Origin of the sequence: Burkholderia sp. 9779_493 (assembly GCF_015712215.1) — a bacterium.
Classification (GTDB): domain Bacteria; phylum Pseudomonadota; class Gammaproteobacteria; order Burkholderiales; family Burkholderiaceae; genus Burkholderia; species Burkholderia cenocepacia.
This window is the reverse complement of record NZ_JACCQA010000002.1, coordinates 258571-273773: the sequence shown is the minus strand read 5'-3', so window position 1 is coordinate 273773 and position 15203 is coordinate 258571. Positions and strand designations below refer to the sequence as shown.

Annotated in this window: 14 protein-coding genes; 4 read left to right on the top strand and 10 right to left on the bottom strand. The window is 68.4% G+C overall.

Features of this window, described 5'->3' with window-relative positions:
• Nucleotides 1-26 precede the first annotated feature (26 nt).
• Entirely contained in the window at nt 27-1085 is a 1059-nt protein-coding gene (locus tag H0X95_RS02850; protein WP_006485073.1) for an ATP-NAD kinase family protein, read from the bottom strand.
• A 536-nt stretch (nt 1086-1621) separates the two neighbouring features.
• On the opposite strand from H0X95_RS02850, the gene H0X95_RS02845 reads away from it, so the two are divergent.
• Complete coding sequence (locus H0X95_RS02845; RefSeq protein WP_034201642.1) at nt 1622-3541, top strand: sigma-54-dependent Fis family transcriptional regulator; 1920 nt, start codon at nt 1622-1624, stop codon at nt 3539-3541.
• A gap of 19 nt (nt 3542-3560) precedes the next feature.
• Here H0X95_RS02845 and H0X95_RS02840 read toward each other — a convergent pair whose 3' ends face one another.
• Nucleotides 3561-3995: a carboxymuconolactone decarboxylase family protein gene (locus H0X95_RS02840; protein WP_006496395.1), complete on the bottom strand. Its 435-nt coding sequence runs from the start codon at nt 3993-3995 to the stop codon at nt 3561-3563.
• On the bottom strand, nt 3979-4440 hold the full coding sequence (locus H0X95_RS02835; protein ID WP_006484054.1) for a MerR family transcriptional regulator: 462 nt from the start codon (nt 4438-4440) through the stop codon (nt 3979-3981). The genes H0X95_RS02840 and H0X95_RS02835 overlap by 17 nt, the downstream gene beginning before the upstream one ends.
• A 287-nt stretch (nt 4441-4727) precedes the next feature.
• On the opposite strand from H0X95_RS02835, the gene H0X95_RS02830 reads away from it, so the two are divergent.
• Both H0X95_RS02830 and H0X95_RS02825 read left to right on the top strand, forming a co-directional pair.
• The gene (locus tag H0X95_RS02830; RefSeq protein ID WP_059720648.1) at nt 4728-5333 is read left to right on the top strand and encodes a ComEA family DNA-binding protein; all 606 of its coding nucleotides are present in this window, start codon (nt 4728-4730) and stop codon (nt 5331-5333) included.
• An 88-nt stretch (nt 5334-5421) separates the two neighbouring features.
• Nucleotides 5422-5853: a YidB family protein gene (locus H0X95_RS02825; protein ID WP_006484058.1), complete on the top strand. Its 432-nt coding sequence runs from the start codon at nt 5422-5424 to the stop codon at nt 5851-5853.
• Between the two features lie 129 nt (nt 5854-5982).
• On the opposite strand, the gene clpB is transcribed toward H0X95_RS02825, so the two are convergent.
• Both clpB and H0X95_RS02815 read right to left on the bottom strand, forming a co-directional pair.
• A complete protein-coding gene (gene clpB, locus H0X95_RS02820; RefSeq protein WP_006496391.1) occupies nt 5983-8580 on the bottom strand; it encodes an ATP-dependent chaperone ClpB in 2598 nt (865 codons plus the stop codon).
• Nucleotides 8581-8725: 145 nt separating this feature from the next.
• On the bottom strand, nt 8726-9244 hold the full coding sequence (locus H0X95_RS02815) for an Rrf2 family transcriptional regulator (RefSeq protein ID WP_006484059.1): 519 nt from the start codon (nt 9242-9244) through the stop codon (nt 8726-8728).
• Between the two features lie 253 nt (nt 9245-9497).
• Between H0X95_RS02815 and H0X95_RS02810 the strand changes: the two genes are divergently transcribed.
• Nucleotides 9498-10058, top strand: coding sequence for a group III truncated hemoglobin (locus H0X95_RS02810; RefSeq protein WP_034201639.1), 561 nt, complete (start codon nt 9498-9500; stop codon nt 10056-10058).
• Between the two features lie 62 nt (nt 10059-10120).
• Here H0X95_RS02810 and H0X95_RS02805 read toward each other — a convergent pair whose 3' ends face one another.
• From H0X95_RS02805 to H0X95_RS02785, 5 genes are all read right to left on the bottom strand, one after another.
• Nucleotides 10121-10597, bottom strand: coding sequence for a molybdenum cofactor biosynthesis protein MoaE (locus H0X95_RS02805; RefSeq protein WP_006482862.1), 477 nt, complete (start codon nt 10595-10597; stop codon nt 10121-10123).
• Nucleotides 10598-10607: 10 nt separating this feature from the next.
• Nucleotides 10608-10865, bottom strand: a complete 258-nt coding sequence (gene moaD / locus H0X95_RS02800; RefSeq protein ID WP_034201638.1) for a molybdopterin converting factor subunit 1 — start codon at nt 10863-10865, stop codon at nt 10608-10610.
• A 19-nt stretch (nt 10866-10884) separates the two neighbouring features.
• Nucleotides 10885-12132, bottom strand: coding sequence for a molybdopterin molybdotransferase MoeA (locus H0X95_RS02795; RefSeq protein WP_012492667.1), 1248 nt, complete (start codon nt 12130-12132; stop codon nt 10885-10887).
• Between the two features lie 247 nt (nt 12133-12379).
• On the bottom strand, nt 12380-13831 hold the full coding sequence (thrC, locus tag H0X95_RS02790) for a threonine synthase (protein WP_006482856.1): 1452 nt from the start codon (nt 13829-13831) through the stop codon (nt 12380-12382).
• Between the two features lie 12 nt (nt 13832-13843).
• A complete protein-coding gene (locus H0X95_RS02785) occupies nt 13844-15172 on the bottom strand; it encodes a homoserine dehydrogenase (protein WP_006482858.1) in 1329 nt (442 codons plus the stop codon).
• Nucleotides 15173-15203: the final 31 nt, after the last annotated feature.

The window sequence follows — 15203 nt, the reverse complement described above, 5'->3', positions numbered from 1 at the left end:
GAAATGCCGTTGCGTACCGCGAAGCGTCAGTCGTGCCATGCACCGGCGTCGCGCAGCAGTTGCCGCGACGACGCGTAGCGCAGCGTGCGGCCGACGTCGACCGTCAACGGTCCGCGCCAGTCGAGCGCAATCTCGTAGCGATCGCCGCGCGCGACCTCGATCTCGCGCTCGCCGTCGAACGCGAGCGTGCCGCGCTCGAACGGAATCGCGTGCCACGAGCCCGGTTCGAGCCGTTCGCAACTGCGCATCACGACGCGGTCGACGCGCCCCGGCGCGATCGGCGCGACGAGCGGCGTGCCGGCCGTCTTGCCGGCTTCCGCGAAGCGCATCGCGAGCCCGTGCGGCGCGCTGCGTTCGAGCGGCGCCCATGCACCGCCGAGCGCGGACAGGCCGATGCCGTCCGGTTCCGCGAACGTCAGGTAGAGCGAATCGATGTCGTCGGAGCCGGAAATCGCGCGTGCGCCGATGAAGCGTTGCCGCGCGGCGCACACGTCGACGAGCGCGATCTCCTCGCGCCCCGGCTGCGCGCCCGCGACGCAGCGCACGACGAGCCGCTTGTTGCGCACGAACGCGACCTCGGCCGGCACGGCACCGGTTGCAGCAAGCCCGGCCGCGACGCCGGCGACGGTCGCCTCGCGATGTTCGGGAAACGCGTTGTTGGTGCCGGTGGACAGCGCGACGAGCGGCGTCGCGCCGCAATGCGCGGCCACCGCGCGATGGGTGCCGTCGCCGCCGAGCACGACGATCAGCGACACTTCCATCCGGTGCAGATAGGCCGCGCCGGCTTGCGTGTCGGCGACGGTATCGGTGATCGGCAGGTCGACGAATTCGACCTCGGGCCAGCGCTCGTGCGGCGCGACCGCGCGATGCGTGTCGATCGCGCGCAGCAGCAGCGTCGCGATGCCCGTGCGGTCGCGCAGCGTCAGCACGCGCTCGACGCCCATCGCGCCAAGGCCGGCCAGGAGGCGCACGATCATGTTCGCCTTCTCCGCGGTCGGGAACACGGATGCATGCGTCGTGAGGCGGCGGATGTCGCGCCCCGAGGCGGGGTTCGCGATCACACCGACGGTAACGGGCGTCGTCACGGGTTTGTCTCCATCCAGTCGGCGGGGCCGGCGCATTGGCGCGTGCGTCGGCTCCACCTGTTTCGTCCGCTGCCATCGACGGGCGGCGGATCGTCGTCGCCGACACGATCGCGCCGGCTTGCCCGTGATCTCTGCAAGCGGCGTGCCATCGTGCGTGCGATAGCCGTGAAACCCGCGTGCACGCTGGCGTGGCGGGTGAGTGCGTGTTCCGGATGGGCGGCCGGGACGACGCCGCGCGCGGCGAATTCATCGGTGCGTCTCACGTCGTCGATACGTCGACGCGATCGTCGCGGCCCCCGCGCAAGCCCGGCGTTCCGCCCGCAAACCCCTGCATTTGCGCGGCGTCACGCAGGCGATGCGTGGCCGGACCAGCGCCGCACGCCGCGCACGCGGCCGTCTCAACTGCGCGAGACATGGCGCGATACCGGTGAGACGACCGTCTCACGCGCGCCGCGTGCTGCGATGCAATGTGATCTGCCGGAACGGATGTGCTACAAGAACAGCGACATTCCCGCCGTACGGAACCGGAGCCGACCATGCCCTACGCCGTCCCCCAGGCCCAGCACGCCGACCGTGTCCTCGGCGCGCTCGCCGGGCGCCTGCCCGCGCCGGCCGATTCCGCGCGCCTCGTGTCGTCGTGGCAACGATCGCTGGAGCGCTACCGTCTCGACCCCGCTTCGTCGATCGGCCCGCGCGTGCTGACCGCGGCCGAACTGCGCGAAGTGCGCGACAAGGAGGAAGCCTTCCTGCGCGCGTCGGGCCAGTGCCTGACGCGGCTGCACGACATGATCCGCGTCGCCGACTACTGCGTGATGCTGACCGACGCGCACGGCGTGACGATCGACTACCGGATCGACCGCGAACGCCGCAACGACTTCCGTCACGCGGGGCTGCACATCGGCTCGTGCTGGTCGGAAAGCGAGGAAGGAACCTGCGGCGTCGCGAGCGTGCTGACCGATCTCGCGCCGATCACCGTGCACAAGACCGATCACTTTCGCGCGGCGTTCACGACGCTCACGTGCAGCGCGGCGCCGATCTTCTCGCCGGGCGGCGAACTGATCGGCGTGCTCGACGCGTCGGCCGTGCATTCGCCCGACGGCCGCGACAGCCAGCGCCTCGTCTACCAGCTCGTACGGCAGAGCGCGGCGTTGATCGAGGACGGCTACTTCGTGCACAGCACCGCGCAGCACTGGATATTGTTCGGGCATCCGAATCGTCACTACGTCGAGGCGCAACCGGAGTGGCTGATCGCGTTCGACGAATGCGGCAACATCGTCGCCGCGAACCGGCACGCGCGCGACGCGCTGCCGGCGCTGCGCGAGCCGCGTCATATCGACGAGATCTTCGACGCGACCGAGATGCCGCTGCGCGACGCCGCGCGGCTCGATGCGATCGTCGCGCTGCGGCTGCGCGCGACCGGCGCGCCGCTCTACGCGCGGCTGCGTGCGCCGCTACGGCGCACCGGCCGCGAGCCCGGCGCGGCATCGCGCCGCCCGGGCAGCGCCGCGCCGCGTCACGTCGGCGCGCTGACGCCGTTCCTGCACAGCAGCGACCCGCGCATCGCGCAACAGGCCGAACTCGCGCTGCGCGTCGCGAGCAAGCGGCTGCCGATTCTCGTGCTCGGCGAGACCGGCGCCGGCAAGGAAGTATTCGCGCGCGCGATCCACGACGCCGGCGCGCGGCGCGCGCGGCCGTTCGTCGCCGTCAACTGCGGCGCGCTGCCCGAAGCGCTGATCGAGAGCGAACTGTTCGGTTACGCGGCCGGCGCATTCACCGGCGCACGCAAGCACGGCGCGCGCGGCAAGATCGCGCTCGCCGACGGCGGCACGCTGTTTCTCGATGAAATCGGCGACATGCCGCTCGCGCTGCAGACGCGCCTGTTGCGCGTGCTGGCCGACGGCGAGGTCGTGCCGCTCGGCAGCGATACGCCCGTGCGCGTCGATCTCGACGTGATCTGCGCGACGCACCGCGATCTCGCGCGGATGGTGGCCGACGGCACGTTCCGCGAGGATCTGTACTACCGGTTGAGCGGCGCGACGTTCGACCTGCCGCCGCTGCGCGAACGCGCGGACGTGCGCGACGTGATCGCCGCCGTGTTCGCCGAGGAAGCGCAGGCGACCGGCCACGTGCTCACGCTCGACGCGACGCTCGCCGAACAGCTCGCCGCCTACCCATGGCCGGGCAACGTGCGGCAACTGCGCAACGTGCTGCGCTATGCGTGCGCGGTGTGCGACGCCGCGCGCGTGACGCGGCGCGACCTGCCGGCCGACCTCGCCGCGCAACTCGGCGGCGCGCCGGCAGGCGCGCTGCCCGACGATGAACGCAGCCGCATCGTCGCCGCGCTCACCGCGCATCGCTGGCGGCCCGACGCAGCCGCCCGGGCGCTCGGCATCTCGCGCGCGACGCTGTACCGGCGCATCGCGAAGCACCGGATCGTCGCGCCGCACCGCGCGTGACGCACCGGCGCACGCGCCGTCATGCGGACTGCCCGGCCGCTTCGTTCGCGTCGTCTGCCACGCCGGCCGCTGCGTCGCGCCGCGTGAACACCTCGTGCGCGGCGAACAGCGCGTTGAGCGCAGCCGGCATCCCCGCATACACGGCCATCTGCATGAACACCTCGACGATCTCGTCGCGCGTGCAGCCGACGTTCAGCGCGGCCTCGATATGCACCTTCAGTTGCGGCTGTGCGTTGCCGAGCGCGGCCAGCGCCGCGATCGTCGCGATTTCGCGCGCCTTCAGGTCGAGCTGCGGCCGGCTGTAAATGTCGCCGAAGCTGAATTCGACCAGCAGCCGTCCGAAGTCCGGTGCGATCGGCGCAAGCGCCGCGATCACGCGCTCGCCCGCTTCGCCGTCGATTTCCTTCAGCTTGTTCCAGCCGCGCGTGTAGCGATCCTCAACGAGTCGTTCCATCGTGTCCGTCCTGTTCCGGTAAAGAGTGAGAAGGATTCGCCCGTCGTTCCATTTCCCGTTCCTGCGCCTCGTAGTACGCGATCTTGTCGCCGATCGCGTCGAGGCTCGCCTGCAGCTCCGCGATATGCGCGCGCACCGCGTCGCGATGCGCGACCAGCAAGTCGCGCCGCGCGCCGAACGTCGACTCGCCCTGCTCGCGCAGCACCGCGAACGCCTGCATCTGCGCGATCGGCATGCCGGTCGCCTTCAGGCGCATCACGAAAGCCAGCCAGTCAAGGTCGGCCGGCGCATAGAGCCGGTGCCCGGCCGCCGTGCGCGAGATCGCGCGCAGCAGCCCGGCCTGCTCGTAATACCGCAACGTATGCGTCGACACGCCCGTCAGTTCGGCGACTTGCCCGATCGTCAGCGGACCGGCGGCGGAGGGTTGGGATACGGTTTTCGACATGGCAGGAACGAGGTTAGGAGTTAGAGTTCACTCTAAGTCAAGCCCTGTCTGACGGCCAGCGCGACGTTCTCCCGGGACACACCCTCGGACACCGTAAAGAATGGTCAAAATCGGCCCCCGGCACCGGTTTCGGCCTTTACAGCACCGCAAGCCTTCAGCAAGATTCGGTCAGCCTGTCTTAAAAAGGGCACGCATTTGTCCTATGCTTAACGGCGACGCCCGGCCACCTCGCGCGTCGTCATCCGTTGCAACAGCCATTCATCCGTCAGAACCAGGGAGCCTTTGCCATGCTGAAAAAGCTGCTGATGCTGTTCGTCGCGCTATCGCTGTCGCTCGCCGCCGGCCTTGCCGCGGCCGTCGAAGTCAACACGGCTGACCAGGCCGCGCTCGAATCCGTGAAGGGGCTCGGGCCCGTGAAGTCGAAGGCGATCATCGACGAACGCACCAAGAACGGCCCGTTCAAGGACGCCGACGATCTCGCGAACCGCGTGAAGGGCCTCGGCACGAAGTCGGTCGGGCATCTCGAGGAAAACGGCCTGACGATCGGCGGCGCATCGACGCCGCCGAAGGGCGTGAAGCTGTCGAAGCCGGCCGCGACGACGTCCGCGACCACGTCGACCACGACGTCGGCAGGCACCGCGTCGACGTCCACGACCGCGACGGCCGGCACGACGACCGCGGCGCCGGCGCCGACGGCAAGCGCACCGGAAGCGGCCGCCAAGCCGGCCAAGACCAAGCGTGCGTCGAAGAAGGAAAAAGCGGCGGCGGCGGCATCCGCCGACGCGGGTGCGAGCGCACCGGCGGCCGCGTCGTCCACGAAGGCGACGAAGGGTTCGAAGAAGAAGAGCAAGAAGGACAAGGCAGCCTCCGCCGCCGCGGCGTCGGGCGCCTGATGTGCGCCGCGCGCGCGACGGCGTGCGCGCGGCATTCGTTCAACGGGCGCCGTCGTCACGGCGCCCTTTTCAGTGAAGGTGAAGAACCATGGGTCTCCTCGACATCGTTGGCGGTCTGATCGGCGGCCAGGCCGGCGGCAACTCCCAAAGCGCGCTGATCACGACCGCGCTCGAATTCATCAACAACCAGCCGGGCGGCCTGAACGGGCTGATCGAGAAGTTCAAGGCCGGCGGCGCCGGCGAGATCATCGGTTCGTGGGTCGGCACCGGCGAAAACCAGCCGATCTCGGCCGATACGCTGCAGAACGTGCTCGGCTCGGACGTCGTCGGCTCGCTCGCGAGCAAGGTCGGCATCGATCCGTCGCAGGCGTCGTCGATCCTCGCGCAAGTGCTGCCGCACGTCGTCAACGGCGCGACGCCGAACGGCGAAGTGCCGGCCGGCGGCCAGGTCGACACGTCGAACGTGCTCGGCACGCTGACGCAACTCGCCGGCATGTTCGGCGGCAACAAGCAGGCGTAAGCCCGCCGCGCAGCGCGCCGACATCCCGCGCAGCGGTTTCGGTCGCTCCATATGCAAACACCCCGCCGAGGCGGGGTGTTTGTTTTTGCGCGCCCGGCGCGAACCGGGCACGCTGCCGATGGCAGGCGATCAGTGCACGACGCGGTCGAACACGAACTGGCCGTCGTTGACGTCGACCGGGATCACGTCCTTCGGACCGAAGCGGCCGGCGAGGATCAGCTTCGCGACCGGGTTCTCGATCTCCTGCTGGATCGCGCGCTTCAGCGGCCGCGCACCGAACACCGGATCGTAGCCGACCTTCGCGATCTGTTCGAGCGCAGCGGGCGACACGTCGAGCGCCATGTCCAGCTTCGCAAGCCGGTCGTGCAGGCGCGCCAGCTGGATCTTCGCGATCGACTCGATGTTGCTGCGGTCGAGCGCATGGAACACGACGACGTCGTCGATCCGGTTCAGGAACTCGGGGCGGAAATGCTGCTTCACCTCGAGCCACACGGCGTCCTTGATCTCGTCCTGCGGCGAGCCGGTCATGGCCTGGATCACCTGCGAGCCGAGGTTCGACGTCATCACGATGACCGTGTTCTTGAAGTCGACCGTGCGCCCCTGCCCGTCCGTCATGCGGCCGTCGTCGAGCACCTGCAGCAGCACGTTGAACACGTCCGGATGCGCCTTCTCGATCTCGTCGAGCAGGATCACGCTGTACGGCTTGCGGCGCACGGCTTCCGTCAGGTAGCCGCCTTCCTCGTAGCCGACATAGCCGGGCGGCGCGCCGATCAGCCGCGCGACGCTGTGCTTCTCCATGAACTCGCTCATGTCGATGCGGATCAGGTGCTCTTCCGAATCGAACAGGAACGACGCCAGCGCCTTGCACAGCTCGGTCTTGCCGACCCCCGTCGGGCCGAGGAACAGGAACGAGCCGTACGGACGGTTCGGATCGGCGAGACCCGCGCGCGACCGACGGATCGCATCGGCCACCGCGCTGATCGCCTCGTCCTGGCCGACCACGCGCTCATGCAGCTTTTCCTCGATGTGCAGCAGCTTCTCGCGTTCGCCCTGCATCATCCGCGACACGGGAATCCCGGTCGAACGCGACACGACTTCCGCGATTTCCTCGGCGCCGACCTGCGTGCGCAGCAGGCGCGGGCGCGTCGGGTTGTGCTGCTCCTGCTCTTCGGCCTGCGTGACCTGCTTCAGTTGCGACTCGAGCTGCGGCAGCTTGCCGTACTGCAGCTCGGCGACCTTCTCGAGCTTGCCTTCACGCTGCAGGCGCGCGATGTCCGCCCGCACCTTCTCGATCTCTTCCTTGAGCTGCGCGCTGCCCTGCACCGCGGCCTTCTCGGCGGTCCAGATCTCTTCCAGGTCCGCATATTCGCGGCCGAGGCGTTCGATCTCTTCCTCGATCAGCTGCAGGCGCTTCTGCGACGCTTCGTCCTGCTCCTTCTTCACGGCTTCGCGCTCGATCTTCAGCTGGATCAGACGACGGTCGAGCTTGTCCATCTCTTCGGGCTTCGAATCGATTTCCATCTTGATCTTCGAAGCGGCTTCGTCGATCAGGTCGATCGCCTTGTCGGGCAGGAAGCGGTCGGTGATGTAGCGGTGCGACAGCTCGGCCGCGGCGACGATCGCCGGGTCGGTGATGTCGACGCCGTGGTGCAGTTCGTACTTCTCCTGCAGCCCGCGCAGGATCGCGATCGTCGCCTCGACGCTCGGCTCGTCGACGAGCACCTTCTGGAAGCGGCGCTCGAGCGCGGCGTCCTTCTCGATGTACTTGCGGTATTCGTCGAGCGTGGTCGCGCCGATGCAGTGCAGCTCGCCGCGCGACAGCGCCGGCTTCAGCATGTTGCCCGCGTCCATCGCGCCTTCGGCCTTGCCCGCGCCGACCATCGTGTGGATCTCGTCGATGAAGACGATCGTCTGGCCTTCGTCCTTCGCGATGTCGTTGAGCACCGCCTTCAGGCGCTCCTCGAACTCGCCGCGATACTTCGCGCCGGCGAGCAGCGCGGCCATGTCGAGCGACAGCACGCGCTTGCCCTTCAGCGTCTCGGGCACTTCGCCGTTGACGATCCGCTGCGCGAGCCCTTCGACGATCGCCGTCTTGCCGACGCCCGGCTCGCCGATCAGCACCGGGTTGTTCTTGGTGCGGCGCTGCAGGATCTGGATCGAGCGGCGGATTTCGTCGTCGCGGCCGATCACCGGATCGAGCTTGCCCGCGCGGGCGCGCTCGGTCAGGTCGACCGTGTATTTCTTCAGCGCCTCGCGCTGGCTTTCCGCATCCTGGCTGTGCACCTGCGAGCCGCCGCGCACCGCGGCGATCGCGGCTTCCAGCGCCTTGCGCGTGAGGCCGTGCTGACGCGCGAGCTTGCCGGCATCGCCCTTGTCGTCCGACACCGCGAGCAGGAACATCTCGCTCGCGATGAACGTGTCGTTGAGCTTCTGCGCTTCCTTGTCGGCCTGGTTCAGCAGCCCGGCCAACTCACGGCCGATCTGGATGTCGCCGCCCGTGCCCGTTACCTGCGGCAGGCGCGAGATGGCTTCGTTCAGCGCGCCTTGCAGCGCCTGCACGTGCACGCCCGCACGCGACATCAGCGAGCGGGCCGAGCCGTCCTGTTGCGCGACCAGCGCCGCGAGGACGTGAACGGGTTCGATGTATTGATTGTCGCGGCCTGCCGCGAGACTTTGCGCGTCCGCGAGTGCTTCCTGGAACTTGGTGGTGAGCTTGTCGATTCTCATTTAGTCGAGACCTCCAATTTTCGATTAACACCAAGATGAGGATGGTTATGCGGCTTTCAAGCGAAATTCGGGTTGATTCAGCGCAAAAAATGCCGGATCGCCTGAAAACGGCCGGCGGCGTGACGGGATGGGCGGCGCCCGCGTGTCAGTGGGCCTTGGACGACGGCTCGGCGGCCGCCGACACCTCGTCCGGCTCCGGCGCCGCACGCACGAGCGCGACCGGGCGAATGCCGAGCAGCGCCACGAGCGGCGACGCAGGCTCGGCCAGTTCGCCGATCGTGTGACGATCGAGCTCCGCGAAGAAGGCATCGCGCGCGGCCGCGAGCACGCCCTTCAGCCGGCACTGCGGCTCGATCACGCAGCCGCGCGACTCGCTGTCGTCGGGCGAAAAGCAACCGACCAGCGCGAAGTCGTTTTCGGTCGCCCGCACCACCTGGCCGACCGTCAGTTGCAGCGAATCGGCGAACAGCCGCAACCCGCCGTTACGGCCGCGAACGGTGTCGACCCAGCCCAGCTCGCCGAGCTGCTGCACCACTTTCATCAGATGGTTCTTCGAGATGCCGTAGGCGTCCGAGATCTCCTGGATCGTCGCGAGCCCCTCGCCGCGCACGGCCAGGTACAGCATCACGCGCAGCGAATAGTCGGTGTAGTCGGTGAGTCTCATGAGCGAATACGGAAAAGATCGATCGTGCCCCGATTACCTGAACCGAGCCGATCGCGATGCGTGCAGGGGCCGATCGATGGTGCCGTTGCGCGGCCCCGGGTTGCCGGGATCGCGTGCGCGCAATAAGATGCGTGACATCTACACGTTTTCCAGGGGTTATTGGACGCTATTTTGCGTCAAAATCCGGCCGGCGTCCTGCTCGTCACCCGTGCCGCCGCGCCGTCGCTGCCCCGATCCACCGGCCATTTTCGTCATGACTGCCCTGCCCGCCTCGCCCGAATCCGCACCGGCCCGCCCCCGCGACGCCGAGCCGACCGAAGACAACATCCGCGATCTCGTCTACGCGTTCTACGACCGCGTGCGCGCCGATCCGCTGCTCGGACCCGTGTTCGACGCGAAGCTGGCCGGCCGCTGGGACGATCATCTGCCGAAGATGGTGACGTTCTGGTCGAGCCTCGTGCTCGGCACCAAGGGCTATCGCGGCAACGTGCAGCAGGCGCACCAGCCGCTCGACGGGATCGAGCCGGCCCACTTCAGCCGCTGGCTGTCGCTGTTCCTGAAAACCGTCGAAGCGCGCTACGCGCCGCCGGCGGCGCTCCGTTTCATGGAGCCCGCGCTGCGGATCGCGCAGAGCCTGCAGTTGAGTCGGTTCGGCTGGGATTACCAGATTCCGCCCGAGCAGCAGGCGCTGCTCGACGCGATCGCGCCGCGCCGTCGCGACGCGGGCGACGATTCGCACGCGTTGCCGTCGCGGGCCCGCGGCGAGCCGTTTCCGACCAAGATCATCGGGCGCAGCGTCGACCCGGACGCGTAACGTCCGTCACCCGCGACGATCGCGTGCATGCGGCACATCGCCGCATCGTTCGCGCTCCGCGCTCAGCGCCGCGTGTTGCCCGACTCGACGCCCCAGCGCGCGAGCGCGGCGTCGTCGGTGCTGCGCGCATCGACCCAGCGCTCGCCGTCCGGCGTCGTTTCCTTCTTCCAGAACGGCGCTTCGGTCTTCAGGTAATCCATCACGAATTCGCACGATGCAAACGCATCGCCGCGGTGCGACGCGACCGTCGCGACCATCACGATCTGGTCGAGCGGCAACAGCCTGCCGACGCGATGCACGATCGCGACGTCGATGCCCGGCCAGCGCCGGCCGGCCTCGGCCGCGATCTTCTCGAGCGCCTTCTCGGTCATTCCGGGATAGTGTTCGAGCTCCATCGCGGCGACCGACTCGCCTTCGTTCAGGTCGCGCACCGTGCCGACGAAGCACGCGACCGCACCGATCTTCGGGTTGCGCGCCCGCAATGCCGCGACTTCGGCATTCAGATCGAAATCGTCGGTCTGGACTCGTACCGTTGCCATCGCCCGGCCCTCAACCGCCCGTCACCGGCGGAAAGAACGCGACCTCGCAGCCTTCGGTGAGCCGCGTGTCGGGATCGGTCATCTCGTGGTTGCACGCCATGCGCAACGCGCGCCCTTCGGCGAGCGTGTCGGCCCACGCGCCGCCGCGCACGCGCAGCCACGCCCGCACGTCGCCGACGGTCGTCACGCCGTCCGGTACGTTGGCTTCTTCATCGGCGACGCCCAGCGCTTCGCGCACGCTTGCAAAAAATTTCAGCTGAATCTTCATGGTTCGGGAAGCCGTCGCGTTACGACAGCAGTTCGGAAAACGGAATGAAACGCACGGTCTCGCCGGCGCTGATCGCGTGCTGCGGCGGATTGTCGATCAGGCCGTCGCCCCAGACCGTCGACGTGAGCACGGCCGAGCTCTGGTTCGGGAACAGGTCGAGGCCGCCGGCCGCATTCACGCGCGCACGCAGGAATTCGTTGCGCCGGTCGCCCTTGCTCTGCGAAAAATCGGCACGCAGCGACAACGCGCGCGGCGCGACGTCGCGCACGCCGGACAGGCGCAGCAGGAACGGCCGCACGAACAGCAGGAACGTGACGAAGCTCGAGACCGGGTTGCCGGGCAGCCCGATGAAATGCGCGTCGGCGCGCTCGTCGCCGCGGCGCACGGCACCATACGCGAGCGGCTTGCCGGGCTTCATCGCGATCTGCCACAGCGCGAGCCGCCCTTCCGCCTCGACGGCCGGCTTCACGTGATCCTCGTCGCCGACCGACACGCCGCCGCTCGTCAGGATCACGTCGTGATCGCGGGCGGCCTCCCGCAGCGTGTCGCGGGTCGCGGCCAGCGAGTCGGGCACGATGCCGTAGTCGGTCACGTGACAGCCCAGCCGCTCCAGCAGCCCGCGCAGCGTGAAGCGGTTCGAGTTGTAGATCGCGCCGGGTTTCAGCGGCTCGCCGGGCATCGTCAGTTCGTCGCCGGTGAAGAACACCGCCACGCGAATCCGCCGCGCGACCGACAGCTGCGCGCAGCCGACCGATGCGGCGAGACCCAGCGCCTGCGGCGTGAGCCGCGTGCCGGCCGGCAGGATCACCGCCCCCTGGCGGATGTCCGCGCCCTGCGCGGTGATCCATTCACCTGCCTTCGGCGTGTGCAGGATCTCGACCGCGTCGCCGTCGGCCGACGCCTGCTCCTGCATCACGACCGCGTCGGCGCCGGGCGGCACCGTCGCGCCGGTGAAGATCCGCGCGGCCGTGCCGGCCGCAAGCGGTTGCGCCGGATGGCCAGCCGGAATGCGTTGCGACACCGGCAACCGTCGATCGCCGTGCAGCAGGTCGGCGACGCGCACCGCATAGCCGTCCATCGCGCTCGTGTGCATCGGCGGCACGTCGAGCGGCGAGCTGACGTCGGCCGCCAGCACGCGGCCGAGCGCGTCGAGCGTGGCGACGGTTTCGGCGCCGGGCAGCGGCTTCGCGGCATCGAGCAGCGCGGCGAGCGCCTCGGCGGTCGACAGCATTGGCGCGCGCGGCGCCGCGGGATTCGGGTTCGACATCGATGGAATCGGGGATCGTTGGAATCAAACCGTCATTGTAGCGACGCCGTCACGCGCACGCGCGATATGGCGAGCATGCGAAGACTGTGATCGGCGCGAACGCGCGGGTCTGGCACTTGTTTCGCGCGGAGAACGATGCCCGGATGCCGAGCCCGCGAACCAAACGAAACGGCCGGAACCCCGATCCGTTCGACGAATCGGCGTTCCGGCCGTCCTGCGCCGCCGGGCCTGCGGGCCCGGCCGTGCGTCATGCGCCCGTATGGGCGGCGATGAAGTCCTTCACCTGCTGCGCGTCGGCCTTCACGACCTCGAAGCGCTGCGGCAGCGCCTCGAGCCCGTCGAATGCGGCCGGCCGCTCGGCTTCGCGGTCGAGCGCTTCGCGGATCGTCTCGCCGAACTTGATCGGCTGCGCCGTCTCGAGCACGACCATCGGCACGCCGGCTTCCAGGTGCTCGCGCGCGACCTTCACGCCGTCGGCCGTATGCGTGTCGATCATCGTGTCGTAGCGCGAGAACACGTCGCGGATCGTCGCGATGCGGTCGGTGTGGCTGCTGCGGCCCGACACGAAACCGAATTCGGCGACGCGCGCGAAATCGCCGCTCGCCGCGAGATCGAAGCCGCCCTTCTCCTCGACGTCGCGGAACAGCTGCATCACGCGGGCCGGATCGCGGCCGAGCAGGTCGAACACGAAGCGCTCGAAGTTCGACGCCTTCGAGATGTCCATGCTCGGGCTGCTCGTGTGATAGGTGTTCTCGGCGCTGCGCACGCGATACGCGCCCGTGCGGAAGAACTCGTCGAGCACGTCGTTTTCGTTGGTCGCGACCACCAGCTTCGCGATCGGCAGCCCCATCATCCGCGCGATGTGACCCGCGCAGACGTTGCCGAAGTTGCCCGACGGCACCGTGAACGACACGCGCTCGTCGTTGGACTGCGTCGCCGCGAAATAGCCCTTGAAGTAGTAGACGACCTGCGCGACGACACGCGCCCAGTTGATCGAGTTGACGGTGCCGATCTTCTGCTGCGCCTTGAATGCATGATCGTTCGACACGGCCTTCACGATGTCCTGGCAATCGTCGAACACGCCTTCGACCGCGAGGTTGAAGATGTTCGGATCCTGCAGGCTGAACATCTGCGCCGTCTGGAACGCGCTCATCTTCTTGTGCGGCGACAGCATGAACACGCGCACGCCGGCCTTGCCGCGCATCGCGTACTCGGCCGCGCTGCCGGTGTCGCCCGACGTCGCGCCGAGGATGTTCAGCGCTTCACCGTGCTTCGCGAGCGTGTACTCGAACAGGTTGCCGAGCAGCTGCATCGCCATGTCCTTGAACGCGAGCGTCGGGCCGTTCGACAGTTCGAGCAGCGACAGCGCCGCGCCGTGCTCGGTGCCGAGCGTCTTCAGCGGCGTGATGTCGGACGCGTTCTCGCCGTGGCGCGTGTTGCTGTACACGGCGGCCGTGTACGTGCGGCGCGTGATCGCACGCAGGTCGTCGGCCGGCACGTCGTCGCAGAACTTCGACAGGATCTCGAACGCGAGATCCGCGTACGACAGCGTACGCCAGCGCGCGAGCTCGTCGGCCGACACCTTCGGATACTCGGCAGGCAGGTAGAGCCCGCCGTCCTTCGCGAGACCGCCGAGCAGGATGTCGGAGAACGTATGGCGCTCGCCGATGCCGGCGCCGCGCGTGGAAATGTAGTTCATGTCGTCCTCGGCTCAGTTCAGCGCTTCCATGCGCAGCTTCGTGACCTTCGAGACCACCGTCGCCAGGCTCTCGATCTGCGCGATCGCCGCGTTGACGTTCTTCTCGACCGTCTCGTGCGTGATCAGGATGATGTCGGTCTCGCCGTTCGCGCCGTCGATCTGCTCCGATTCCTTCTGCAGCAGCGCGTCGATCGAGATGCCCGATTCGGCGAGGATGCGCGTAATCGCGGCGAGCACGCCGGTCTGGTCGGCGACGCGCAGGCGCAGGTAGTAGCCGCTCGTCACTTCCTCGATCGGCAAGATCGGCGTGTTCGACAGGCTGTCGGGCTGGAACGCGAGATGCGGCACGCGATGCTCGGGGTCGGCCGTGTGCAGGCGCGTGACGTCGACGAGATCCGCGACGACGGCCGACGCGGTCGGCTCCGCGCCCGCGCCCTTGCCGTAGTACAGCGTCGTGCCGACTGCGTCGCCGTGCACGACGACCGCGTTCATCGCGCCCTCGACGTTCGCGAGCAGGCGCTTTTCCGGAATCAGCGTCGGGTGCACGCGCAGCTCGATGCCGTTTTCGGCGCGGCGCGTGATGCCGAGCAGCTTGATCCGGTAGCCGAGCTCCTCCGCGTAGCGGATGTCGGTCGCGTCGAGCTTGCTGATGCCCTCGACGTACGCGCGGTCGAACTGCACCGGCACGCCGAACGCGATCGCGCTCATGATCGTCGCCTTGTGCGCGGCGTCGACGCCTTCGATGTCGAAGGTCGGATCGGCTTCCGCGTAGCCGAGCTCCTGCGCGGCCTTCAGCGCGGTCGCGAAGTCGAGCCCGCGGTCGCGCATTTCCGACAGGATGTAGTTGGTCGTGCCGTTGATGATGCCGGCGATGTACTGGATGCGGTTCGCGGTCAGGCCTTCGCGCAGCGCCTTGATGATCGGGATGCCGCCGGCGACGGCCGCCTCGAACGCGACCATCACGCCCTTCTCGCGCGCGGCTTCGAAGATCTCGGTGCCGTGCACCGCGAGCAGCGCCTTGTTCGCCGTCACGACGTGCTTGCCGTTCGCGATCGCGCGCAGCACGAGCTCGCGCGCGATGCCCGTGCCGCCGATCATCTCGGCGATGATCGCGATCGACGGATCGTCGACGACCGCGTTGAAATCGTCGGTGATCTGCGCAGCGGCGGCGTCACCGCCGAGCGCAGCCTGCGCCTTGGCCGGGTTACGCACGGCAATGCGCGCCACCTCGATGCCGCGCCCCGCGCGTCGCTTGATTTCTTCCTGGTTGCGGCGCAGCACCGTGAAGGTGCCGCTGCCCACCGTGCCGAAGCCCAACAGGCCAACTTTGATCGGTTCCATGCTGCGTGTGATCGATGAGTAAGAAGTAGTG